Origin of the sequence: Limimaricola cinnabarinus LL-001 (assembly GCF_000466965.1) — a bacterium.
GTDB lineage: Bacteria > Pseudomonadota > Alphaproteobacteria > Rhodobacterales > Rhodobacteraceae > Limimaricola > Limimaricola cinnabarinus.
In genome coordinates this window covers 24,867-46,092 of the sequence record NZ_BATB01000011.1, presented here as the reverse complement: position 1 = coordinate 46,092, position 21,226 = coordinate 24,867, and the positions used below count along the sequence as shown (strand labels likewise).

Annotated in this window: 22 protein-coding genes and 1 tRNA gene; 10 read left to right on the top strand and 13 right to left on the bottom strand. The window is 67.0% G+C overall.

The genetic code is table 11. The features are described from left to right. Position 1: 1 nt before the first annotated feature. Positions 2-1,318, top strand: a complete 1,317-nt coding sequence (locus MBELCI_RS06310; protein WP_021693331.1) for an amino acid ABC transporter permease — start codon at positions 2-4, stop codon at positions 1,316-1,318. A gap of 10 nt (positions 1,319-1,328) precedes the next feature. Next, a complete protein-coding gene (locus MBELCI_RS06305) occupies positions 1,329-2,120 on the top strand; it encodes an amino acid ABC transporter ATP-binding protein (RefSeq protein WP_045319784.1) in 792 nt (263 codons plus the stop codon). Positions 2,121-2,205: 85 nt separating this feature from the next. Here the strand turns inward: MBELCI_RS06305 and MBELCI_RS06300 are convergent, their stop codons facing one another. The 6 genes from MBELCI_RS06300 to ttcA all read right to left on the bottom strand — a co-directional run bounded on the left by MBELCI_RS06300 (position 2,206) and on the right by ttcA (position 8,718). Continuing rightward, a complete protein-coding gene (locus MBELCI_RS06300) occupies positions 2,206-2,700 on the bottom strand; it encodes a SixA phosphatase family protein (protein WP_021693329.1) in 495 nt (164 codons plus the stop codon). Continuing rightward, positions 2,697-3,578, bottom strand: a complete 882-nt coding sequence (argB, locus tag MBELCI_RS06295; RefSeq protein ID WP_021693328.1) for an acetylglutamate kinase — start codon at positions 3,576-3,578, stop codon at positions 2,697-2,699. The genes MBELCI_RS06300 and argB overlap by 4 nt, the downstream gene beginning before the upstream one ends. Positions 3,579-3,614: 36 nt before the next feature. Continuing rightward, the gene (gene yihA, locus MBELCI_RS06290) at positions 3,615-4,265 is read right to left on the bottom strand and encodes a ribosome biogenesis GTP-binding protein YihA/YsxC (RefSeq protein WP_021693327.1); all 651 of its coding nucleotides are present in this window, start codon (positions 4,263-4,265) and stop codon (positions 3,615-3,617) included. A gap of 5 nt (positions 4,266-4,270) precedes the next feature. After that, positions 4,271-6,097, bottom strand: a complete 1,827-nt coding sequence (gene yidC / locus MBELCI_RS06285; RefSeq protein WP_021693326.1) for a membrane protein insertase YidC — start codon at positions 6,095-6,097, stop codon at positions 4,271-4,273. A 99-nt stretch (positions 6,098-6,196) separates the two neighbouring features. Next, a complete protein-coding gene (locus MBELCI_RS06280; protein ID WP_021693325.1) occupies positions 6,197-7,741 on the bottom strand; it encodes a putative bifunctional diguanylate cyclase/phosphodiesterase in 1,545 nt (514 codons plus the stop codon). Between the two features lie 125 nt (positions 7,742-7,866). Continuing rightward, complete coding sequence (ttcA, locus tag MBELCI_RS06275) at positions 7,867-8,718, bottom strand: tRNA 2-thiocytidine(32) synthetase TtcA (RefSeq protein WP_021693324.1); 852 nt, start codon at positions 8,716-8,718, stop codon at positions 7,867-7,869. A gap of 156 nt (positions 8,719-8,874) precedes the next feature. Here ttcA and MBELCI_RS06270 point away from each other — a divergent pair, with 156 nt between their 5' ends. Further along, a complete protein-coding gene (locus MBELCI_RS06270; protein ID WP_021693323.1) occupies positions 8,875-9,378 on the top strand; it encodes a superoxide dismutase family protein in 504 nt (167 codons plus the stop codon). 30 nt (positions 9,379-9,408) lie between these two features. Here MBELCI_RS06270 and yidD read toward each other — a convergent pair whose 3' ends face one another. From yidD to rpmH, 3 genes are read right to left on the bottom strand one after another with little or no spacing between them, the layout of a single operon-like run. Continuing rightward, positions 9,409-9,609, bottom strand: coding sequence for a membrane protein insertion efficiency factor YidD (gene yidD / locus MBELCI_RS19800; RefSeq protein WP_268744178.1), 201 nt, complete (start codon positions 9,607-9,609; stop codon positions 9,409-9,411). A gap of 16 nt (positions 9,610-9,625) precedes the next feature. Beyond that, the gene (gene rnpA / locus MBELCI_RS06265) at positions 9,626-10,006 is read right to left on the bottom strand and encodes a ribonuclease P protein component (protein WP_021693321.1); all 381 of its coding nucleotides are present in this window, start codon (positions 10,004-10,006) and stop codon (positions 9,626-9,628) included. Between the two features lie 32 nt (positions 10,007-10,038). Further along, positions 10,039-10,173: a 50S ribosomal protein L34 gene (gene rpmH / locus MBELCI_RS06260; RefSeq protein ID WP_021693320.1), complete on the bottom strand. Its 135-nt coding sequence runs from the start codon at positions 10,171-10,173 to the stop codon at positions 10,039-10,041. A 243-nt stretch (positions 10,174-10,416) separates the two neighbouring features. Between rpmH and MBELCI_RS06255 the strand changes: the two genes are divergently transcribed. The 5 genes from MBELCI_RS06255 to MBELCI_RS06235 all read left to right on the top strand — a co-directional run bounded on the left by MBELCI_RS06255 (position 10,417) and on the right by MBELCI_RS06235 (position 14,891). Further along, entirely contained in the window at positions 10,417-11,163 is a 747-nt protein-coding gene (locus tag MBELCI_RS06255) for a TVP38/TMEM64 family protein (RefSeq protein WP_021693319.1), read from the top strand. Continuing rightward, positions 11,160-12,578, top strand: coding sequence for a dihydrolipoyl dehydrogenase family protein (locus MBELCI_RS06250; protein WP_021693318.1), 1,419 nt, complete (start codon positions 11,160-11,162; stop codon positions 12,576-12,578). The genes MBELCI_RS06255 and MBELCI_RS06250 overlap by 4 nt, the downstream gene beginning before the upstream one ends. 34 nt (positions 12,579-12,612) lie before the next feature. Then, positions 12,613-14,004: a sensor histidine kinase gene (locus MBELCI_RS06245; protein ID WP_021693317.1), complete on the top strand. Its 1,392-nt coding sequence runs from the start codon at positions 12,613-12,615 to the stop codon at positions 14,002-14,004. 122 nt (positions 14,005-14,126) lie between these two features. Next, positions 14,127-14,203, top strand: a tRNA-Arg gene (locus tag MBELCI_RS06240). A gap of 160 nt (positions 14,204-14,363) precedes the next feature. Further along, complete coding sequence (locus MBELCI_RS06235; protein ID WP_021693316.1) at positions 14,364-14,891, top strand: DUF2934 domain-containing protein; 528 nt, start codon at positions 14,364-14,366, stop codon at positions 14,889-14,891. 88 nt (positions 14,892-14,979) lie between these two features. On the opposite strand, the gene MBELCI_RS06230 is transcribed toward MBELCI_RS06235, so the two are convergent. Continuing rightward, positions 14,980-15,666 carry a tellurite resistance TerB family protein gene (locus tag MBELCI_RS06230; RefSeq protein ID WP_021693315.1) on the bottom strand — a complete coding sequence of 229 codons (687 nt, stop codon included), beginning with the start codon at positions 15,664-15,666 and terminating at the stop codon, positions 14,980-14,982. Positions 15,667-15,849: 183 nt separating this feature from the next. On the opposite strand from MBELCI_RS06230, the gene MBELCI_RS21500 reads away from it, so the two are divergent. Then, positions 15,850-16,491 (top strand): glycosyltransferase, encoded by a 642-nt coding sequence (locus MBELCI_RS21500; protein WP_235047580.1) that lies wholly within the window; start codon positions 15,850-15,852, stop codon positions 16,489-16,491. Then, positions 16,380-16,982, top strand: a complete 603-nt coding sequence (locus MBELCI_RS21495) for a glycosyltransferase (protein ID WP_235047579.1) — start codon at positions 16,380-16,382, stop codon at positions 16,980-16,982. Before MBELCI_RS21500 ends, MBELCI_RS21495 begins: the two co-directional genes overlap by 112 nt. A gap of 3 nt (positions 16,983-16,985) precedes the next feature. Here the strand turns inward: MBELCI_RS21495 and MBELCI_RS06220 are convergent, their stop codons facing one another. From MBELCI_RS06220 to MBELCI_RS06210, 3 genes are all read right to left on the bottom strand, one after another. Then, positions 16,986-17,813 carry a galactosyltransferase-related protein gene (locus tag MBELCI_RS06220; protein WP_021693313.1) on the bottom strand — a complete coding sequence of 276 codons (828 nt, stop codon included), beginning with the start codon at positions 17,811-17,813 and terminating at the stop codon, positions 16,986-16,988. 114 nt (positions 17,814-17,927) lie between these two features. Then, positions 17,928-18,761: a glycosyltransferase gene (locus tag MBELCI_RS06215; protein ID WP_235047578.1), complete on the bottom strand. Its 834-nt coding sequence runs from the start codon at positions 18,759-18,761 to the stop codon at positions 17,928-17,930. A 282-nt stretch (positions 18,762-19,043) separates the two neighbouring features. Next, a complete protein-coding gene (locus tag MBELCI_RS06210) occupies positions 19,044-21,089 on the bottom strand; it encodes an HAD-IIB family hydrolase (RefSeq protein WP_021693311.1) in 2,046 nt (681 codons plus the stop codon). Between the last annotated feature and the right edge of the window lie 137 nt (positions 21,090-21,226).

Genomic DNA, 21,226 nt, shown 5'->3' with positions numbered 1-21,226 from the left:
GATGTCGGACACCCACGCACAGACCGTCTCCTTCGTGCGCGAGACCATGCTGCCGGAGGCCGAGCCTCCGGTCGGCAACCGCGGCGCGATCCTGTGGATGCGCGAGAACCTGTTCTCGGGCTGGTTCAACATCCTGATGACGCTGGTATCGCTCTATGTCATCTGGTGGGCGCTCGCGCATACCATGCCATGGGTCTTCAATGGCATCTGGAACGCGGGCTCTCTCACCGAATGCCGCGAGATCCGCAACGCCACGCTGGGCGAGGGCGCCTCGGCGGCCTGCTGGGCGGTGCTGGGGGACCGCTGGCAGCAGCTGATGTTCGGCTTCTACCCACGCGAGCTCTACTGGCGGCCGGTTCTGGCCTTCGTGATCTTTCTCGTCGCCATCGCGCCGGTGCTCTTCGCTGGCATGCCGCGCCGGGCGCTGTGGATCACCGCGCTGTCGCCCTTTGTGATGTTCTGGCTGCTCTGGGGCGGCACCGCGTGGTTTCCGGTTTCGATCGCGCTGGGCTTCGTGTTGGGTTGGGCGGCGCTGCGGGCGCTCGCGCCGATTGCGGGGCCCCTCGTGGCAGTGATCGTCGCTGCCGCGCTGCCGATCATCTACTGGTTCTACACCGCCGGGCCGCTGGCACGCGAGCTGGAACAGGTCGTCGCGCTGCGTATCGAATACGTGCCGAGTCAGGATTTCGGCGGCTTCATGCTGTCGTTCATCATCGGCATTGCGGGCATCATCCTGTCGCTGCCGCTGGGCATCCTGCTGGCGTTGGGCCGGCAGTCGGACCTGTTCATCATCAACAAGATCTCGGTGGGCTTCATCGAGGTCATCCGTGGCGTGCCGCTCATCGTCTGGCTGTTCACCGCGTCCCTGCTGCTGAACTACTTCCTGCCGCCGGGCACCAATTTCGACCTGATGCTGCGCGTGATCATCATGGTGACGCTCTTTGCCGCGGCCTATATCGCGGAGGTCGTGCGCGGCGGTCTCGCCGCCCTGCCCAAGGGCCAGTACGAGGCGGCCGACGCGCTTGGGCTAGATTATTGGAAAGCGATGCGGCTGATCATCCTGCCGCAGGCGCTCAAGATATCGATCCCGGGCATCGTCAACACCTTCATCGGCTTGTTCAAGGACACGACGTTGGTGGTGTTCATCGGTCTGTTCGACCCGATCGGTCTCAGCAACGCGATCCGTGCCTCGGTCGAATGGAACGGCATCTACTGGGAGCTCTTCGTCTTCATCGGCCTGCTCTTCTTCATCTGCTGCTTCAGCATGTCCCGCTACTCGCTGTATCTGGAGAAAAAACTCCAGCGCGGCCACAATTGAGGAGGGTGTGATGACCGACACCACCGCCGCCCGCACCATCGACCGCAGCCACATGCAGGTCTCCGACGAGGTCGCGATCGAGATCTCGAACATGAACAAGTGGTACGGCTCGTTCCACGTGCTGCGCGACATCGACCTGACCGTCTATCAGGGCGAGCGGATCGTGATCTGCGGGCCCTCGGGCTCGGGCAAATCGACGTTGATCCGCTGCATCAACCGGCTCGAGGAGCACCAGTCGGGCCGGATCGTCGTCGACGGGACCGAGCTCAGCTCGGATCTCAAGAATATCGACAAGATCCGCTCCGAGGTCGGCATGTGCTTCCAGCACTTCAACCTCTTTCCGCATCTGACGATCCTCGAGAACTGCACCCTCGCGCCGATCTGGGTCCGCAAGACGCCCAAGCGCGAGGCCGAGGAAATCGCGATGCATTTCCTCAAGAAGGTGAAGATCCCCGAGCAGGCGAACAAGTATCCCGGCCAGCTTTCGGGCGGCCAGCAGCAGCGCGTCGCCATCGCCCGCAGCCTGTGCATGAAGCCGCGGATCATGCTCTTCGACGAGCCGACCTCGGCGCTCGACCCGGAGATGATCAAGGAGGTGCTCGACACCATGATCGAGCTCGCCGAGGAGGGCATGACCATGCTCTGCGTGACCCACGAGATGGGCTTCGCGCGGCAGGTCGCCAACCGGGTGATCTTCATGGATCAGGGCCAGATCGTCGAACAGAACGAGCCGGAGGCCTTCTTCATGGCGCCCAAGTCCGACCGGACCAAGCTGTTCCTGAGCCAGATTCTCGGCCACTGAGCGCGGCGCGGCCCCGAGGGCCGCGAAGACGCGTATTTGAAGTATGAAATCGGGAGGGGGGCGCGAAAGCGGCCCCCTTTCGCGCTCAGAGATCCGCGGGAACGGCGAAGGCGGCGACGCGGCCCTGACCCATGGCCAACCAGTCGGCGCCCTCGAACTCCAGCACCGTCACGGCGCAGGTGGGATAATCCGCAAAGCGCGCGTGATCGGGTGCTTCACCGGCCAGTTCGGCAGCAAGTCGGCCGATGCCGGGGTTGTGCGCCACCAAGGCGACGCTGCGCGTGCTCACGTCCTTGAGGGCGGACAGAAGCTGGCGCGGCGGGGCAGCGTAGAGCGTGGGATCGAAACGGATCTCGGTGGGGCCGGGCCATTCGGGCTGCATCAGGGCGATCGTCTCGCGGGTGCGCGTGGCATCCGAGCACAGGACCAGATCGGGAGCATGTCCGCCTTGGGCGAGCCATGCGCCCATGCGCGGCGCATCGCGGCGACCGCGAGCGGCGAGCGGGCGGGCATGGTCGCGCTGACCGGCGTCGCCCCAGTCGGACTTGGCATGCCGGATCAGGACGAGCTTGAGGCTCATGTCTCGTTGCGCGGACGCATCCGGCTCTCGCTCGAGCGGATGATGGAGCCCGCGCCATGCTCGGTGAACAGCTCCAGCAGGGAGGCGTTGGGCAGGCGGCCATCGAGGATCACCACGGCGCGCACGCCCTGCTCCAGCGCCGCGAGCGCGGTTTCGGTCTTGGGGATCATGCCGCCCGCGATCGTGCCTTCGGCGGTCATCTCGCGCACCTGCTCGGGCGAAAGCTGGGTGACGACCTCGCCGCTGGCGTCCTTGACGCCGGACACGTCCGTCAGCAGCAGCAGGCGGTCAGCCTTAAGCGCACCGGCGATGGCACCGGCGGCGGTGTCGCCGTTGACGTTGAAGGTCTCGTTGGGATCCATGCCGGTGGCCACCGGGGCCACCACGGGGATGATGCCGGCCGAGAACATGTCGCGCAGCACCTGCACGTTCATCTCCACGGGTCGGCCCACGAAGCCCAGCTCAGGGTCGTCGGCCACGGCGACCATCAGGTCGTCATCCTTGCCCGACAGGCCCACGGCGCGGCCGCCCTCGTCCATGATGGCCTGCACGATGCGCTTGTTGACGAGACCGGTGAGCACCATCTCGACCACCTCGACGGTGGCCTTGTCGGTGACACGCTTGCCGCGCACGAACTCGGACTTGATGCCGAGCTTGGCCAGCATCTCGTTGATCATCGGGCCGCCGCCATGCACCACGACCGGGTTCACCCCGACCTGCCGCATCAGCACCACGTCGCGCGCGAACTCGGCCATCGCCTCGGCGTCACCCATGGCGTTGCCGCCGAACTTCACCACGACGATCGCGCCCGAATAACGCTGCAGGTAGGGCAGGGCTTCGGAGAGCGTCTTGGCGGTGGCGATCCAGTCTCGGTCCATCTTCTGCGTCCTCATGGGAGGCCCCTGTTCAGCTGGTCAGGCCAGCCCCGCGACGATCGCGCGGAGCGTCTCGATGCCGTCGCCCTTTTCGGAGCTGGTCAGCACCAGCTCGGGAAATGCGGCCGGGTGCTTGGCCAGCGCGGCCCGTGTCAAGCCGAGGCTCTGGTCGAGCTCGTCGCGGCGCAGCTTGTCGATCTTGGTCATCACGACCTGAAACGGCACGGCCGAGCGGTCGAGCAGAGTCATGATCTCCTCGTCGACCTTCTTGGCACCGTGACGCGCGTCGATCAGCACGAAGGCGCGGCGCAGGGTGGGGCGGCCCGAGAGATACTGCTTGAGCAGGCGCTGCCACTTCTCGACCACCGCCAGCGGCGCATTGGCAAAGCCGTAGCCAGGCAGGTCGACGATATAGTGGCTGTCGGCAGCGGTGAAGAAGTTGATCTCCTGCGTTCGCCCCGGTGTGTTCGACGCCCGCGCGATCGCCTTGCGACCTGTCAACGCGTTGATCAGGGACGATTTTCCGACATTGGAGCGGCCGGCGAAGCAGACCTCGATCCGGTCGGCGGGCGGCAGGCCCGACATCGCGACGACGCCCTTGAGGAACTCGACCTCGCCCGCGAAGAGAAGCCGCCCCGCCTCGGCCGCGTCGGGCTCGGGCGGGGTGGCCTCGGGAAAGTTCATCTTCATGCCAGTCACTTCTTGGGCTTCCCGGGGGCGTTGGCGGCCTTGGCTTCGGTGGGCTTGCGCTTGAAGCCGGAGCGGATGTTGCCGAACACGTCCGGCTTGGCCCCATGGCTGCGCATGATGGCGTATTGCTGCAGGAAGGTCACGGTGTTGTTGGTGATCCAGTAGACCACGAGACCGCTGGCGAAATTGCCGAGCATGAACATGAAGACCCACGGCATCCAGGCGAAGACCATTTTCTGCGTCGGATCGGTGGGGGCCGGGTTCAGCTTTTGCTGCAACCACATCGAGATGCCCAGAAGGATCGGCAGGATACCCAGCGAGATGATCGCGAGGAAGCTGGTCGGATCTGGCGCGTCGAAGGGCAACAGGCCGAACAGGTTCAGGATCGAGGACGGGTCGGGGGCCGACAGGTCGCGGATCCAGCCGAACCATTCGGCATGGCGCAGTTCAATGGTGACGAAGATCACCTTGTAGAGCGAGAAGAAGATCGGGATCTGGATCAGGATCGGCAGGCAGCCCGAGGCCGGGTTGACCTTGTTCTCCTTGTAGAGCTTCATCATGCCCTGCTGGAGCTTCTGACGGTCGTCGCCGGACTGCTCCTTGAGCGCCTCCATCTGCGGCTGCAGCTCCTTCATCCGCGCCATCGACACGTAGGAGCGGTATGCCAGCGGGAACACGATCGCCTTGAGGATCAGCGTCAGCGCCACGATCGACCAGCCCATGTTGCCGATCAGACCGTTGAGGAAGTGCAGCAGTATGAAGATCGGTTTGGTCAGGAAGAAGAACCAGCCCCAGTCGATGCTGTCGACGAAGCCCTCGATGCCGCCGTCGTTCTGGTAGGAGCGGATCGCCTCCCATTCCTTGGCCCCGGCGAAGAGCCGGGTTTCGGAGGAGACCGTGGCGCCGGGGGCCACCTCAAGCGCAGGCGACACGCTGTCGGTCTGGTAGATCTCGGTGCCTTCGGTGTAGCGCACGACCGACCGGAACGGCGTTCCCGGCTCGGGGATCAGCGTCGTCATCCAATATTTGTCAGTGAAGCCGGTCCAGCCATTCTCGGTGACCTCGGCCACGTCGACCCGCCCCGCACCGCGCGGATCGGGGTCGAGATCGTCCATGTTCTTGTACTTGATCTCTTCGAGCGTGCCGTCGGTCATCCGCACGAGACCCTCGTGCAGGATGAAGAAGTTCTGCGTGTCGGGCTGGCCGTGGCGTGCGACAAAGCCATAGGGAGCAAGGCTCACGGCGGTGTCGCCGGTGTTCTCGACGGTCTGCTCGACGTCGAACATGAACTTGTCATCGACCGAGACGGTGCGGCGGAACACGAGACCCTCGCCATTGTCCCAAGCCAAGGTCACCGGGCTGCCGGGGGTCAGCGTCTCGCCGCTTTCCAAGGTCCACAGCGTGTCGGGGCCGGGCAGGGATGTCGTGGTGCCACCGACCGGGGCCCAGCCCCAGACCGCATAATAGGGCGTCTCGGTGCCGACGGGCGACAGCAGCCGAACCAACGGGCTCTCGGGGTCGAGGGTCTCGCGGTAGCCCACGAGCGACAGATCGTCGATCCGGCCGCCGCGCAGCGACAGCGAACCGGTCAGGCTCGGAGTCTCGACGGCGATGCGAGGCGCTTCCTGCTCTTGGGGGGCGGCCTGCGCCGCGGCGGTGCCGGGCAGTGCGGTGTCGCCCGAGGCCGGAGACGGCCCTTCGGCAGCGGTCGATATCTCGTCGAGATCGGGCGAGGGGGCCTGCTCCTCGGGTGGGAAGATCAGGAACCACCCCAGGATCACCACCAGGCTGAGCACTGTCGCCAGGATCAGGTTCTTGTTCTGATCGTCCATGAAAAAACGCCCTCGATCGCCGGAAAAGGTCAGTGGCGGTTCAACAGGGCGAGGGTCCGAAGGTCAAGCTCTTTCGCCTTTGCGGCCCGGTGCCGGGGGTCATACGGCGCGGCATGACGGCTCTTCGGGGCACGAGGGAGGGATGGCGCGGATCCAGGCTTCGGTCTCCAGGCGCGGCATCGGCCTGCCGATGCCAAACCCCTGCCCATGGTCGCACCCCAAGCGGTGAAGCATGTCGCGCTCGGCTTCGGTCTCGACCCCTTCGGCCAATGTCTCGATCCCGAGCCTGTCAGCCATGGTCAGGATCGCCGAGACCATCTTCTGCTGCTCCGCGTCGTTGTCGATTCGGGTAACGAAGGAGCGGTCGATCTTGATGCGCTGGATCGAGAATTGTCGGATCGAGGTGATCGCGGCATGACCGGTGCCGAAATCGTCAAGATCGAGCCTGCAGCCAAGACCGGACAGACCCGAGAGATTGCGGACCACCACGTCCTCGACACGTTTGGCCACCACCGTTTCGAGGACCTCGATCGCCAGACGGTCGGGGCGCAGGTCGAAGCGATCAAGCTCCCACGCAAGGCGGTCGACCAGCCGCGGGTCGGCGAGCTCTGCCTGCGAGAAGTTGATGGCGACATGCGGCACATCAAGGCCCGCGGCGTCCCACAGGCGCAGCGCGTTGAGGCCGTCCTGCACCATGACCTCACCCAGCCGACCCATCAGCCCGGCCTGTTCCATCACCGGCAGGAACTCCCCTGGTGGGATCAGGCCGCGTTCCGGGTGGTGCCAGCGCGCGAGTGCTTCAACACCGGTGAGCCGCCCGCTGCGCAGCGAAATCTGCGGCTGGAAATGGGCCACGACATCGCCCCTGTCGAGCGCGGCGGCCACCTCGTCCGCGAGGTCGTGACGCAGGCTCACCCGGTGGCGCATCGCTTCGGAGTAGCAGCGGATCGAATTCGATCCGCCACGCTGTGCCTCAATCAAGGCAAGGGTCGCGGCCTGTACGAGATCGGCCCCGTCCGGTCGCACCAGTCGCAATGCCAGAGCGAAGCCCAGCGATACGGTGACATGGATCTGCAGGCCCTCGACCGGGATCGGATCGGCGACCGCAGCCTGCAACCTCTGGCCAAGCTGGATCGCCGTTTCGAGGTCGGGCTGATGGCGCGAGGAGAGGGCCAGGCCGAAACAGGCCCCATCGAGACGGGCAAGCGTGTCGCCGTCACGCAGGCCGTCCTGCAGTCTTTCGCCCACGATCCGAAGCAGCCATTCGATCGCGACGCGGTCATGCCGCTGTTCGATCTGTTTGAAGCCGTCGATCTCGAGCACCATGGCCGCGACCGATCGCGGCGGCCCGCCGCTTCGGCCCAGTATCCGGTCTAGTTCGGCGGTCAGGGCGGCACGGTCCCCGAGCCCGGTCAACGGGTCGCGTGTCCCCTCTCGCGTCAGGATCGGCCGGCCAACCGCGCTCGCCACGGTCAGCGGCAACGCGAGGAGCACGAGCGCGACTCCGAGATTGCCCCCCAGCGTCAGCGCCGCGAGCAGCAACATCGGCGCCATGGCGAGCATGACAGGGCGGGTCAGGCGACCGATCGGTCCCGCGAGGGCTGCGATGAGGCGGTGCAGGGGAAGGCCGACCGTACTGCGCATGCGTGTTCTCGTCCCGCCGAAGAGAGGCCGATGCGCGGTCGCGCCGGGCCCTGACAGGAAGACAACCTAGAAACGCAATCTAAGCGGTTTCTTAATGTGACGGGCCCGGATCGTTAGAATTGCGGCTACCTTTCGGGCGCATCGCGGGTCAACGCCGCGAAATCGAACAACTCGGGGTCGAGCATGTGGCTCGGCCTGACCTGGTTCAGCGCAGTGAACATTTTCTGGCGCCGCCCCGGCGCGTTTCTTTCCCACTGGTCGATCATCTGCTTGATCTGTTGGCGTTGCAGCCCGTCTTGGCTGCCGCACAGGTCGCACGGGATGATCGGGTAGTTCATTGCGCTCGCGAACTTCTCGCAATCGGCTTCGGCCACATGCGCAAGCGGGCGGTAGAGGAACAGGTCGCCCTCGTCGTTCAGGAGCTTGGGTGGCATCGTCGCGATCTTGCCGCCGTGGAACAGGTTGAGAAAGAAGGTCTCGAGCATATCGTCGCGGTGATGGCCCAGCACCACGGCCGAACATCCCTCCTTGCGCGCGACGCGGTAGAGGTTGGCACGGCGCAGACGCGAGCACAGTGCGCACATGGTGCGGCCCTGCGGCACCTTGTCCATGACGATGGAATAGGTGTCCTGATACTCGATCCGGTGCGGCACGCCCATGCGTTCGAGGAACTCGGGGAGAACGGTCGCCGGAAAGCCTGGCTGGCCCTGATCGAGGTTGCAGGCAAGGATCTCGACCGGCAGCAGCCCGCGCCATTGCAACTCGGTCAGCGCCGCGAGCAGCGTGTAGCTGTCCTTGCCGCCCGAAAGGCAGACCAGCCAACGCGCGCCGCGCTCGACCATGCCGTATTTCTCGATCGCCTCGCGGGTGTCGCGAATGATCCGCTTACGCAGCTTGCGGAACTCCGTGGTCTTGGGCGCGCCGGCAAAGAGCGGGTGGATGTCGTCATGGCTGTCATCTTGGGCGTCGTCGAGCATGATCGGGGCTCCTGTGGATCGGCGGGGATATGCCACGCGGGCGCCCGCGAGGAAAGAGCCAGCGAAGAAAGGGCCAGTGAAGAAAGGGGTGGAACGCCGGGTGGCCGATCGTCGTTTTCCCGCCAGCAGAATGCCCCAAGCCAAGGGAGAACCCCCATGAAGAAATTGATCACCTGCGCCGCGCTTCTGGCGCTTCCCGCCGCCGCCTCCGCACAGGACGCCGTGGCCGACATGGTCGGCGCCGACGGGATGGAAATGGGCACGGTGGCCTTCACCCAGACCCCGAATGGCGTGCTGCTCACGCTTGGCATCACCAACCTGCCGGAGGGCGGCCACAGCTTTCACATTCATGAGACAGGCACCTGTGATCCCGATTTCGAAGCGGCAGGCGATCACTACAACCCCGACGGGGCCGAGCATGGCTTCATGAACGAGGCGGGGATGCATGCGGGCGATATGCCCAACATTTATGCCGATGCCGAGATGGAGGTGAACGCCGACATGTTCACCGACCGGCTTTCAATGGAGGAGGGGGCCGAGAGCACGCTGTTCGACGAGGACGGCTCGGCGGTCATTGTGCATGTGAACCCCGACACCTATCAGGCCGAAGCCGGGGCGGGCGACCGCATCGCCTGTGGAGTCATCACGCTCAGGCAATGATCCGGCGGGGAGTGGCCCGAAGGGATATGGTCAGTCGGGAACGTTGTCTATGCCACTGCCGCCCCATGGGTGGCAGCGGGCGAGACGCCGTAGGGTGAGCCAGCCGCCCCTGAGCCCGCCATGCCGTTCCAGCGCCTCGAGCGCATAGGCCGAGCAGGTCGGATGAAAGCGGCAGCCATGGCCGACCATGGGGGAGAAGGTAAGCCGATACGCGCGCACCGGCAGGGCCAACAGTCGTGCGAGAGGCTCATGCCTGCGAATGGACGCGGCCCAGCGCCCATTCTAGATCGCGCGCCATCTGTTCGATATCATGCATGGCCGTGACATCGGCACGGCCGATCAGCACGTAATCCCAGCCGGGGCGGCCTTGTTCGGGCAGCATTTTGCGCGCCACCTCGCGCAGGCGGCGCTTGGCGCGGTTGCGCGCGACCGCGTTGCCGACCTTCTTGGAACAGGTGAAGCCCACGCGCACGGTGTCGAGACCGTCCCCGCGCGGGTTGCCCTGCAGGTGAAAACCGGTCGTGCCCTGCCGTAGCGCTCGCGCGGCGCGCAGGAAGTCGGCACGCTTGCGCATCTTGTCGACGCCAACGCCAAAAGACCCCTGCGCGGCGGCATCGCTGCCGACCACGGGGGTCTTTTCCGCTGCCACCTGATCGATGATCAGGCGCTCAGGACCTTGCGGCCCTGCGCACGGCGGGCGTTGATGATCTTCCGGCCGGCCTTGGTGGCCATGCGGGCGCGGAAGCCGTGACGCGCTTTGCGCACACGGTTCGAGGGTTGGAACGTGCGTTTCATTGCGCTTTCTCCGTCTCAAGGGGCCGCGCCGTCCGCCGTCCATGCCGGATTCGGGGCCTGCCATCATTCGAAGCCCGTGCCATAGAGAGGCATCGGCAGGCTGTCAACGCAAGCTGGGCCTGAATCCCCATATCACCGGCATTGTTACAGTCCCACCCTGCGGATCAAGAGCCTGCGAGGGGGGTGGGCGGCCTTCCCGCAGCGGTGCATGTCTAAGGGAGCCACCGATCAGGAGATCCCGGGATGAGCATCGAGACCGTGGAAGAGCATGGGCCCCGCCGATCGGGCTGGCTGCGCCACCTGCCGCTGATCGTGATCGGTCTCATCGCGCTGACGGGGGCGTTCTTTCTGCGCGACCTGCTCAGCTTCGACACGCTGCGCGACAACCGCGAGGCGCTGGTCACATGGCGCGACGCCAATTACGCGCTCGCCGTGGCGTGCTTCATGGCCGCCTATGTCGCGATTGTTGCCTTTTCATTGCCCGGGGCCACCGTGGCGACGCTGACGGGCGGGTTCCTGTTCGGCACCTTTCCCGGTGTCCTGTTCAATACCGTTGCTGCGGCCGCCGGGGCGATGCTGATCTTCCTGGCGGCGCGGGCCGGACTGGGACGGCGGCTATCGGGCGGCATGGACACCTCCGCAGGGCGGATCAAGAGCATCACGGACGGCATTCGTGAGAATCAGTGGTCGATGCTGTTCCTGCTGCGGCTGCTGCCGGTGGTGCCGTTCTTCATGGCCAATTTGCTGCCGGCGCTCGTCGGCGTGGGGCTGGTGCCTTTCGGGGTCACCACGCTTCTGGGCATTCTGCCGGGCTCGCTCGTGTTCACCTCGGTCGGGGCCGGGCTCGGCACGGTCTTCGCCGCCGGTGAAACGCCGGATCTCGGCATCATCTTCGCCCCCCATGTCCTGCTGCCGCTTCTGGGGCTCGCCGCCCTTTCGGCGCTGCCCCTCGTGATCAAGGCCGTGAAGGGCCGGAAAGGCTTCTCATGAGCCATATCGACTGCGACATCTGCATCGTCGGCGCCGGATCGGGCGGGCTTTCGGTCGCGGCGGGGGCGGCGCAGATGGGCGCGCGCGTCGTGCTGATCGAAAAGGGGGAGATGGGCGGCGATTGCCTCAACAGCGGCTGTGTGCCCTCTAAGGCGCTTCTGGCGGCAGCCAAGCAGGCGCATTCGATGACCAAGGGTGCGGAGATGGGCATCACGCCGGTTACCCCCGAGATCGATTTCGCCGCCGTGAAGGAGCATGTCGCGCGCAGCATCGCCACCATCGCGCCCGTTGACTCGCAAGAGCGGTTCGAAGGCTTCGGCATCACCGTGATCCGCGAACACGCGCGCTTCACCTCGCCCCACGAGATGCAGGCGGGCGACACGACGATCAAGGCGCGCCGCTTCGTGCTCGCCACCGGTTCGCGCCCCCTCGTGCCACCGATCGATGGCATCGAGGACACGCCCTATCTTACCAACGAGACGATTTTCGGCCTGCGCGAAAGGCCGCGCCATCTGCTGGTGATCGGCGGTGGGCCGATCGGCATCGAGATGGCGCAGGCGCATCGCAGGCTCGGCTCGGAGGTCACGGTGATCGAGGGGGCGAAGGCGCTGGGCAAGGACGACCCCGAGCTGGCCGAGCAGCTTCTCGGCCGGCTGCGCGCCGAGGGCATCCGCATCGAAGAGGGGGCCAAGGTCACCGCCGTCTCGGGCCACGAGGGCGCGATCACCGTCGAGACGGAAAAAGGCCGGTTCGAGGGTTCGCACCTCCTGATGGCAGTGGGCCGACAGGTCGTGACCGACGGGCTCGGCCTTGACGTGGCACACGTGAAACATGACCGGCACGGTATCACGGTGGGCGAGGATCTGCGCTCGAAGACGAATCGCAGGGTCTATGCGGTAGGCGACGCGGCGGGCGGACTGATGTTCACCCATGTCGCGGGCTACCATGCGGGCGTCATCATCCGTTCCATGCTGTTCGGACTGCCATCCAAGGCCAAGACCGCGCATATCCCATGGGCCACCTACACCGACCCTGGCCTCGCGCAGGTCGGGCTGACCGAGGCGCAGGCACGCGAGAAGCATGGCGATGCGCTCAGGGTGATCCGCATGGCCTATGACGAGAACGATCGCGCCATCGCCGAAGGCCGCACCCTCGGCACGCTCAAGCTGATGGCCGTGAAGGGCCGCCCCGTGGGAGCCACGATCCTCGGCGCGAGCGCCGACGAGCTGATCGGCGTCTGGGCGATCGCCATCGCCAGCTGCACTAAGCTGTCGAAGATCGCGGGCGCGGTGCTCCCCTATCCGACCTTGGGCGAAATCAACAAGCGCGCGGCAGGCAACTATTTCAGCGCCAGCCTGTTTGATAACGAATGGGTGAAGACCGCCGTCCGGGCGGTGCAACGCTGGATACCTTGAAGGTCCGGCCGCCCGGCGGCGCAAAAGGGACCAGATGTTCAATACCCTCTCAGGACGCTTTCTTGCCCTGACCACGGTTTTCGTGATGCTGGCCGAGGTGCTGATCTTCGTCCCATCGGTGGCGCGGTTTCGGCAGGACTACCTGCAACTGCGGCTCGAACGCGCGCAGATCGCCTCGTTGGCGTTGTTGGCCTCCGACACGCTCGACGCCGATCTGGAGGCCGAGCTTCTGGAGAACGCGGGCGTCTACAACGTTGTGCTCAGGCGCGACGAGGTGCGTCAGCTTGCGCTGTCCTCGCCGCTGCCCGAGCCGATCCATGCGACCTATGATCTGCGCGAGGTCCCGGCGCTGACGCTGATCCGCGACGCGCTGGGCACGCTGACCGGCACCGGGGAGAGGATCATCCGCGTGATCGGAGATCCCGTGCAGCAGGGCGGGCTGCTGATCGAAGTGACGATGGACGAGGCGCCGCTGCGCGCCGAGATGCTCGACTACGGCCTGCGCATCCTGATCCTGTCGGCGGTGATCTCGGTGGTGACGGCGGCCTTGCTCTTCGCGGCGGTGCAGGCCTTTCTCGTGCTCCCGATCAAGCGGGTGGTGGGGCAGATCCAGAGCTATGCCGACGCGCCCGAGGATGCGCGCCGGATCATCTCGCCGCGCGCCAGCCTGCGCGAGTTGCGAGAGGCCGAGACCGCGCTTCAGGCGATGGAGACGCAACTCACCTCGGCGCTGCGCCAGAAGGACCGGCTGGCTCAGCTCGGCTCCGGCGTCGCCAAGGTCAGCCACGACCTGCGCAACATCCTCACCTCGGCGCAACTCTTCGCCGACCGGCTCGAAGGCTCCGAGGATCCGCTGGTCAAGCGTATGGCGCCCAAGCTCGTGGGGTCGATCACCCGCGCGGTGAACCTGTGCGAATCGACGCTGGCCTTCGGCCGGGCCGAGGAGCCGCCGCCGCAGCTTGCCCGGTTCGAGCTTGCGCCGCTCGTCGCGGAAGTGATCGAGGCCGAGCGTCTGGCGACGCCCGAGGGCGAGGTGGCGCTGGTGGAGGAGATCCCCGCGGGCTTCGTGCTGCGCGCCGATTCGGAGCAGCTGTTCCGGGTGCTGTCGAACCTCGTGCGCAACGCGCGACAGGCCATCACCGCGACCGGCAAGACGGGGCGTGTCACCGTCTCGGCCCGCGAGGAGGACGAGGAGTGGTGGATCTTCGTGACGGATACCGGCCCCGGCCTGCCGCCCCGGGCGCGCGAGCACCTGTTTCTCGCGTTTCGCGGCGGTGTGGCCAAGGGCGGCTCGGGTCTCGGCCTCGCCATCGCTGCCGAGCTGGTGCGTGGCCATGGCGGGCGGCTGGAGCTGAGCCGCTCCGACGAGACCGGCACCGAGTTCGCGATCTGCCTGCCACGCAGCGCTCCCGCTTTATCGTCCTGAGGCCGAGCGAGATCGGGGCCTGCCCCCACGGCATGCGAGATCGAATGCGAAAACCGGGGATTTCCGAAAAACGGCCCTTGCATGTCCCGGCACCGGGCGGTAGATCGGCCTCACTCTACAGCGGACTGGTAGCTCAGTTGGATAGAGTACTTGACTACGAATCAAGGGGTCGGGGGTTCGAATCCTCCCCAGTCCGCCATTTCCTGCTCAGACCGAAATCATCGCCGCAACCGGGCGCGTCACAAGACGCCGCGCCGGGCGTTCGGCGTTTGCGCAAAGCTTTTCGGGCGCGGAGACTCGCAATTGCCGCTTGGCGCGATACCTCCGGAAAAGAGCATTGATTCAATCGGGAGGGCCCCATGGCCGACGACAGGGAAGAACGGATTCGGCAGCGCGCCTATGATCTGTGGCAGAACGAGGGCGCACCCGAGGGCCGCGACCAGGATCATTGGCACGAGGCCGCGGCGCAGATCGATGCCGAAGAGGCAACCGACAACGACGTCGCACCGGGCACCGCCGCCGCCGCTGGTCTGGCGGGCCGCAGCGAAGGCGCCCCGCTGAGCGCCGACGGTCTCGACGAGATCGGCGAGCGGCAGGCGAAGGAGGGGCTGACCGAAGCCCCGGGCGAGCAGATCGCCGACACCACCCCGGCCACGGGCGGCCGCCGCAAGGCTGCCGCGAAATCGGCCGAACCGGGGGCCGCTCCCAAGCGGGGACGCCCCAAGAAGGCCAAGTCGACCGAAGATGTCGATCCGGGCAAGCTTGGTGCGAAGAAGGGGGGCAACACTGTCGCGCCGGGCGAAAAGAAGGTCAGCCGCCGCGCCGTGCGTTCGGGACCCGAAAAGACCGCCGACGCCTATGCCAAGGGGCCGACCGACACCGAGTGAGATCGAGACCACGCCTATCCCGGCATGGCAAAAGGGCCGCTTCCGATGGAAGCGGCCCTTGTTCGTTCCCGCAGGACCGACCCGAGGGTCAGGGGGCCAGTTCTTCGGCCTCGCGTGCTTCGTCCTCGGTGATGGCGAGACGATTGCGCAGCAGCGTCAGGTAGGCCCGGTTGGCCTCGGTCTCGGAATCGACCGCCGCGCGGGACGCGAGGTAGAACTCGATCGCCGTGTCATGATCGTCGATCTGCGCAAGCAGCGTATCGAGCGGTTTGGGGTTTTCGATCTCGGTGTTCATGAGCCGCCGTTCATCGGCGCTGGCCTCGGCCTCGTCGAGCTGACCAGTGATGCGGTGACGCTCATCCATGCTCAGCGTGCCGTCGGCATGGGCCGCGGCGATCATGCCCCGGATCAGCAGGAGCGCGCGGTCGTCGCTCATCGCCTCGGCGGCCTGCTGATGGCGCGGGTCCGGCGCCTCCTGCGACTGTGTCTCGCCGCCGAGCGCACCGGCGATCTGATCGAAGATGCCGCCCAGTCCCGAGCTGCTGCTGCCGGTTCTGGGGGCGTGCGCGGTCGAGCCGCTGGCGCGCTGACGCGATTGGTGATCGCGGTAGGCCTGATAGGCCATGTAGCCCAGCGCCGCGACGCCGGCCTTGCCGCGCATGCCGCGTCCGCCGAGCCCACCCAGAAGCGCCGCGCTGCCGAGGCTGCCCCGGCGGCGGCCACGACCGGCCATGCGAGAGGCCAGCATGACGCCGAGAATCCGTTTGAGGCTCATGGGAAGTCCTTTCCGCCTGATGTGCCTTGGTCAACGACGCGCGCGAGCGTTTCGTTCCGGTCCGGCCCCCGTGCGGCCCCGCACCGGGGCAAAACGGACCCTTGACCGGCCCGGAACCGGGCGCAGCTTGTCGGTCAGGCAGGCGCTCAGACAGGCGTCCAGACCCGCGCCGGAGTCCCACCCGTGAAGATTGCCCTGATGACCCATATCCGCCACCCCGTGCGCCCGCCCTTCATGGGTGGCATGGAGGCGCATGGCTGGCACCTCGCGCGCGCTCTCGTGGCGCGCGGTCACGAGGTCACGCTTCTGGCCAGCGGCGACAGCGCCGCCCCGCCGGGGGTGCGGCTGCACCCGGTCGTGCCCGAGCACTACGACCGCCGCTACCCGTGGCACGACTTTCACGGCACGGAAGTGCTCATCGCGCATCTCGACGCGGCCTTCGCCGGCGCATGCGACCACGTGGCGACAGGTGGCTACGACGTGGTGCACAACAACACGCTGCACCGTTTCGTGCCGCGTGTTTCGCGCGCGAAACGTTTGCCGATGGTGTCGTCGATGCATGTCCCGCCCTTCGAGGTGCTGCGCCGCGCGATGACCGACAGCGTCGCGCCATGGCATCTCGTGACGACCTGCTCAACGCGGCAGCTCGGCCGCTGGTGGGAGGTGCCGCCTACCACGGCCCGCGTCGTCGGCAACGGCATCGCGCTCGATGATTGGCCGTTTTCGCCTCGGGCGATGGCTCGGCGGTCTGGGCGGGGCGGATCACGCCGACCAAGGGGACACATCTGGCCGCACAGGCGGCGCGGATCGCGGGCGTGCCACTGACGCTCTTCGGGGTGATCGAACACCGCGACTACTTCGAGGCAGAGGTGAAACCGCATCTGGGGGGAGATGTCCGATATGGCGGCCACCTCGCGGGGGTCGATCTCGCGCAGGCCTTCGGACGGGCCTCGGTGCTGCTCTTCACACCGCTATGGGACGAACCCTTCGGTCTGGCCGCGATCGAGGCGATGGCTTGCGGGCTGCCGGTCGCGGCGATCGATCAGGGCGCGGTGCGCGAGGTGATCGGTGACAGCGGCGCCTATGCGCCGCCCAACGACCCGGACGCCTTGGCGCGGGCCATTCTGACGGCGATGACGCTGCCCCGCGCGGCGGCGCGGGCGCGGGTCGAGGCGCGGTTCTCGATCCGCGCGATGGTGGATGGTTACGAGGCGCTCTATGCCGAGGCAGTCGCGGCGCGCGAGGCGGATTGGCCCAACCTCGCCTATGCGCCGCACCAGCTGCGGATGACCCCGGCGGCGATCGCCGGGGCCTGAGGTCTATTCCGCCGCCACGCGGCTGGCGGATGTCGCGGCGCGGCGGCGCTCGATCTCGCGGATCACCTCGGCCGAGTTGCAATAGGGCCGGTGGCTCTGGTGCCGGGTCAGCTCGAGATCGGCCTCCGAGGGGGCGCGCAGGATTCGGATGCGCTCCTCGTCATGCGCGATCAGCCCCATGAGCGCGAAGGCGTGCAGCCAGTGCCCCATGGTGCGGTGGCCCCATTTCTCGCGGAACAGCTCTGCGTTGCGCACCACGCTTTCGAGGTGGTGCACCGGGGGCATGTGGTGCGGGTGGTACTGGTGATAGACCCGCGCTCCCTTGGCCCAGCCGATCTTGATGCCCTTCTTGTCGAGCACGCGGCCGAAATCCGTATCTTCACCGCCATAGCCGTGAAAGCGTGTATCGAAGCCACCCGCCTTGCGAAAATCGGCACGGCGCATGGCGAAGTTGAGCGACCAGAAACAGCGGTAGTCGTTGCAGTCCCGGATGCCTTCGGACGGCGGGCCTTGCCGGTCGGAATGGCGCTCGGCCACCGCTTCGAAATCGGGATAGTCCCAGCCCTCTTGGTTGACCCCGTCGGGCAGGTACATGACCTCGCCCATCACCAGCCCGTCGAAAACGGCGAGGTGGCGGCGGTAGTCTGCCACGAAGTCGGGGGCGGGGATGCAATCGACATCGAGGAACAGCAACGCGTCACCCACGGCCTCCTTGGCCGCGAGGTTGCGTGCCTCTGCGAGTGGCAGGCTGTCGCGGATCAGGGCGATCTGTCGGACCGGAAAGGGGGCCTCGGGCAGATCATAGGGTTCGGCCTGCATCCGCACGATCACGAATTCGGCCGGCAGTTCGGTCTGGCGGGCAAGGCCACGTACGACATTGGCAAGATGGGCGTCGCGCCGCGGGCGATGGTCAGGGCTGAGGCTGTCATAGGGGGCTCCGGAATGTCATTCGGCAACGAGGGCGAAGGGCGCAGCGGCCCCCCAGGCGCGGTGGATCAAGCCTTCGATCCAGGACGCGGCGGCGCGGGCGGCATCGGCGTCGACAAGGGATCGCATGCGCCCGGCATCGTGCCCGGCCTGCGCCGCCTCGACCGCGGCGCGCCAGGCGTGGGCCGAGGACGGCAGATGTGGTGTCACATGGGCAAGGCCCGCCTCCGCGAGGGCGCGGGCCTTTTCGTGCTGCTCATCGAAATAGCGCCATTCAGGCACCGCGATCCACGGCACCCCGGCAGCCAGCACCTGATGGCAGGTGGTGTTGCCGGTCGAGGCGATGACGAGATCGGCGCTGGCGATGCGGTCGGGCGCGTCGTCGACCCAGCCGTGATGCGTGAGGTTGCCGGGTTCGGTGGCGTGCCAGTCGCGCTCCACGTGGCCGATGCTGTGCCAGCTCCAATCGCTCAGGGCACGCGCGCCGACGCCGATCGGCGCCTGTGCAAAGCCCGACCCGCCGCCGCCCGAGACGACGAGGGCAATCCGCTCATCGGCCCGGATACCGAGTCGCGCCCGTGCCGCATCCCGCGCGGGCATCGGCGCGATGCCGAGACCGCCCGCGAAATGGGTCTTGGCGATCATCCAGTCGGGCCAGTCGGGTTGCGCCAAAGCCGCGTGGCAGGGGGCCAGCAGTCCCAGCGCGCCGCGATAGGTCGCGACATGGCCCGGATCGCTACGGTTGCCATGCTGGACCACCTTCACATGCGGCACCGAACAGATCCGCGCCAGCTGCGCGATCTCGGCCGAGACGTCGCAGATCATCAGCGCCGGGTCGGCTCCCGGAACCATTGCGCGATGATCCCCATGGCCTCACGGATGCCGGGCCAACCGACGGGCGCGCAATGCAATGTGTCCGGCGTATCGAGATCGGCCAGCCCCTGCGCCTCCGCCCCCGTGGCCTGAAACAGCGAAGGATGGTGACGATGCGCGCCTGCGGCGGCAGGGGCGGGAAGATGTCGTCGCGGGCGCAGAAGATCACCAGCGGCCGCGCGGCGGGCAGGGCATGCGCCAGTGCGGCGCAGCGCTCAGCATGGCCGCGCCCCTGGTGATGGACGAAGTAACCGATCGGCTTCATTCGGCGGCCATCCGCAATTGCGGCGCCCCGGCCCCGTCATGCAGCCCGGCCCAGGCCAAGCCGTCGAGCAGGCCTGCCGCATGTGCCAACGGGCTTCGATACAGGCCGGGCCGACGCGGCAGATGGCACAGATCGCCATCGGCATTGCCCACGATGATGGCGCGATCGGCGGCACGCAACATGCATTCGTCGTTGCCCGAATCCCCTGCCACGACGCAGTGGTCGAGCGTCAGCCCGTGGCTCTTGGCCAAATGCGCAACCGCCGCTCCCTTGCCGGCGCGGATCGGCAGCACGTCGATCAGACGCCCATGCGAGGCGATGACACGCGCCGCGAGACCCGCCATGTCGAGCCGGTTGCGGATGCGCATGGCCTGCCGGGCATCGCCCAGATAGCCCAGCTTCCAACGCCGCTGTTCGATTTCGGGCTGGGCCCGGATCGAGGGGTTGTCGAGGGTGTCGCGGATCGCGTCGATCCGCCAGTCCGACTCGATTTCCTGTGCCCATGTTTCGTCGAAAACGAGCCGCCCCGTCGCGTCGCGCCGATAGATCTCGGTGCCGACAGAGGTGATGAAGGCGTCGGGTTCTTCGATGTCCCATTCCGCGAGGATGCGCCGCGCCTCGGTGATGGTGCGCCCCGTGGCCACGGCAAAGAGCGCATGGCCCTGCCTGCGCCATTCCGCGAAACCGGCCAGAGCGCCCCGGTCTCCGGTGAGCGTGTTGTCGATGTCGCTGGCAAGGATGCGGGTGGGGGCGGGCAATGGACGCGGTGCCGCGATGCGCGCCATGAGATCGGACACCCGGGCGGCCCAAGCCGCCCAGGAATAGGCGTCCTCATGATCGGCGGCGGCGGCCCGGCAGCGCGCATGCAGGTCGGCATCGCCCAGAAGCCGCGATAGCGCGGCGCCGAAGGCCGGCGGATCGTTCGGTTCGGCCAATAGCCCGTGCCCGATCCGGGTCACGATGTCCGAGGGGCCGCCATGACAGGTGGCCACCACCGGCAGGCCGGCGGCGGCGGCCTCCAGAATGGTCAGGCCAAAGGGCTCGGTGAAGGCAGGGTTGGCAAAGATGCCGCGCCGGTCGGCGGCGAGGGCATAAAGCCCCGCGAGAGCCGTGGCGTCGTGCTCGGGCGGCAGGGCGACGCGCCCTTCGAGCCCATGTGTCCGCACCGCTCGTTCGATCCCGGCGATGACCCGGCGCTGTTCGGCGCTGCCCTGCCGTCCGGGACCGCGCAGCCCGGCGAGAATCACGAGGTTGGCGCGTTGGCGCAGGCCCGGGGTACGGGTATAGGCCTCGACCAGCCCGACAAGGTTCTTCTTTTCTACCGGTCGCGCGACGGCGAGGATCATCGGTCTGTCGGGCGCGGCGAGCCACGGCGCAATCAGTGTGCGGGCCGCGTCGCGATCGGGGGCGGCAGGCAAGGTGGCGCCGGGGGCGATGCAATGGATACGGGCCGGATCGGCGCCCGGATAGGCGCTGACCTGTCGCTCGGCCTCGTCGCGCGACGACACCACGGTGGCGCAGGCCCCGGCGATGGCGCGGGTCTCAGCCGCGATCCGGCGGGCCATGCCGGGGGCGGCCATGGCCCCCGCCTTGTCGAGTCCGAGCGAATGTGGCGTGTAGATCACCGGGATGCCGAAACGCGCGCGTGCCGCGAGCGCGACCTGCGCCGCGTCGGCGAAATGCGCATGGATCACGTCGGGCTTGCGGACCAGCCCGTCGAGATGGGTCAGAAACGCTGCCGTGAAAGCCTCGACCCGCGCCTCCAGCGCCTCCTTGGACAGATAGTCCGCCACCCCGTCGTCGATCCGCAGGATGCCGGATTTCGGCCCCAGCTTCTCGTAGGGCCGCGCATGGGCCGCGCCGAGATCGGGCCGGTCGAACCGCCGCGTGACCACTTCGACATAGTCGATGTCATCGCGCGCCTCAAGCGCATGGGCGGCAGCGAGGACATAGGCGATGTGGCCCCCGGTATCGTCAGTCAGGCCGTAGTGGATCGGCGGCGCCTTGAGGCAACCGCCGAGCGCAATTTGCATCACGAACATCGGGGGGATCTTTCGGCAGGGATGTCGGTTTCGCCGCTCAATGCTCCTTGGCGATTATCGGTTCCCTTCATGTTCCGGTGCGTACCCAGGCGGGATTTTTCGGCCAAACGCACTAGGTACATGTGACCCATCCGCCC

Bases quoted from the DNA above. Each gene is read 5' to 3' on its own strand.
- MBELCI_RS06310 (WP_021693331.1), top strand. From the start codon at position 2: ATGTCGGACACCCACGCACAGACCGTCTCCTTCGTGCGCGAGACCATG.
- MBELCI_RS06305 (WP_045319784.1), top strand. From the start codon at position 1,329: ATGACCGACACCACCGCCGCCCGCACCATCGACCGCAGCCACATGCAG.
- MBELCI_RS06300 (WP_021693329.1), bottom strand. From the start codon at position 2,700: ATGAGCCTCAAGCTCGTCCTGATCCGGCATGCCAAGTCCGACTGGGGC.
- argB (WP_021693328.1), bottom strand. From the start codon at position 3,578: ATGGACCGAGACTGGATCGCCACCGCCAAGACGCTCTCCGAAGCCCTG.
- yihA (WP_021693327.1), bottom strand. From the start codon at position 4,265: ATGAAGATGAACTTTCCCGAGGCCACCCCGCCCGAGCCCGACGCGGCC.
- yidC (WP_021693326.1), bottom strand. From the start codon at position 6,097: ATGGACGATCAGAACAAGAACCTGATCCTGGCGACAGTGCTCAGCCTG.
- MBELCI_RS06280 (WP_021693325.1), bottom strand. From the start codon at position 7,741: ATGCGCAGTACGGTCGGCCTTCCCCTGCACCGCCTCATCGCAGCCCTC.
- ttcA (WP_021693324.1), bottom strand. From the start codon at position 8,718: ATGCTCGACGACGCCCAAGATGACAGCCATGACGACATCCACCCGCTC.
- MBELCI_RS06270 (WP_021693323.1), top strand. From the start codon at position 8,875: ATGAAGAAATTGATCACCTGCGCCGCGCTTCTGGCGCTTCCCGCCGCC.
- rpmH (WP_021693320.1), bottom strand. From the start codon at position 10,173: ATGAAACGCACGTTCCAACCCTCGAACCGTGTGCGCAAAGCGCGTCAC.
- MBELCI_RS06255 (WP_021693319.1), top strand. From the start codon at position 10,417: ATGAGCATCGAGACCGTGGAAGAGCATGGGCCCCGCCGATCGGGCTGG.
- MBELCI_RS06250 (WP_021693318.1), top strand. From the start codon at position 11,160: ATGAGCCATATCGACTGCGACATCTGCATCGTCGGCGCCGGATCGGGC.
- MBELCI_RS06245 (WP_021693317.1), top strand. From the start codon at position 12,613: ATGTTCAATACCCTCTCAGGACGCTTTCTTGCCCTGACCACGGTTTTC.
- MBELCI_RS06235 (WP_021693316.1), top strand. From the start codon at position 14,364: ATGGCCGACGACAGGGAAGAACGGATTCGGCAGCGCGCCTATGATCTG.
- MBELCI_RS06230 (WP_021693315.1), bottom strand. From the start codon at position 15,666: ATGAGCCTCAAACGGATTCTCGGCGTCATGCTGGCCTCTCGCATGGCC.
- MBELCI_RS06215 (WP_235047578.1), bottom strand. From the start codon at position 18,761: ATGGTTCCGGGAGCCGACCCGGCGCTGATGATCTGCGACGTCTCGGCC.
- MBELCI_RS06210 (WP_021693311.1), bottom strand. From the start codon at position 21,089: ATGTTCGTGATGCAAATTGCGCTCGGCGGTTGCCTCAAGGCGCCGCCG.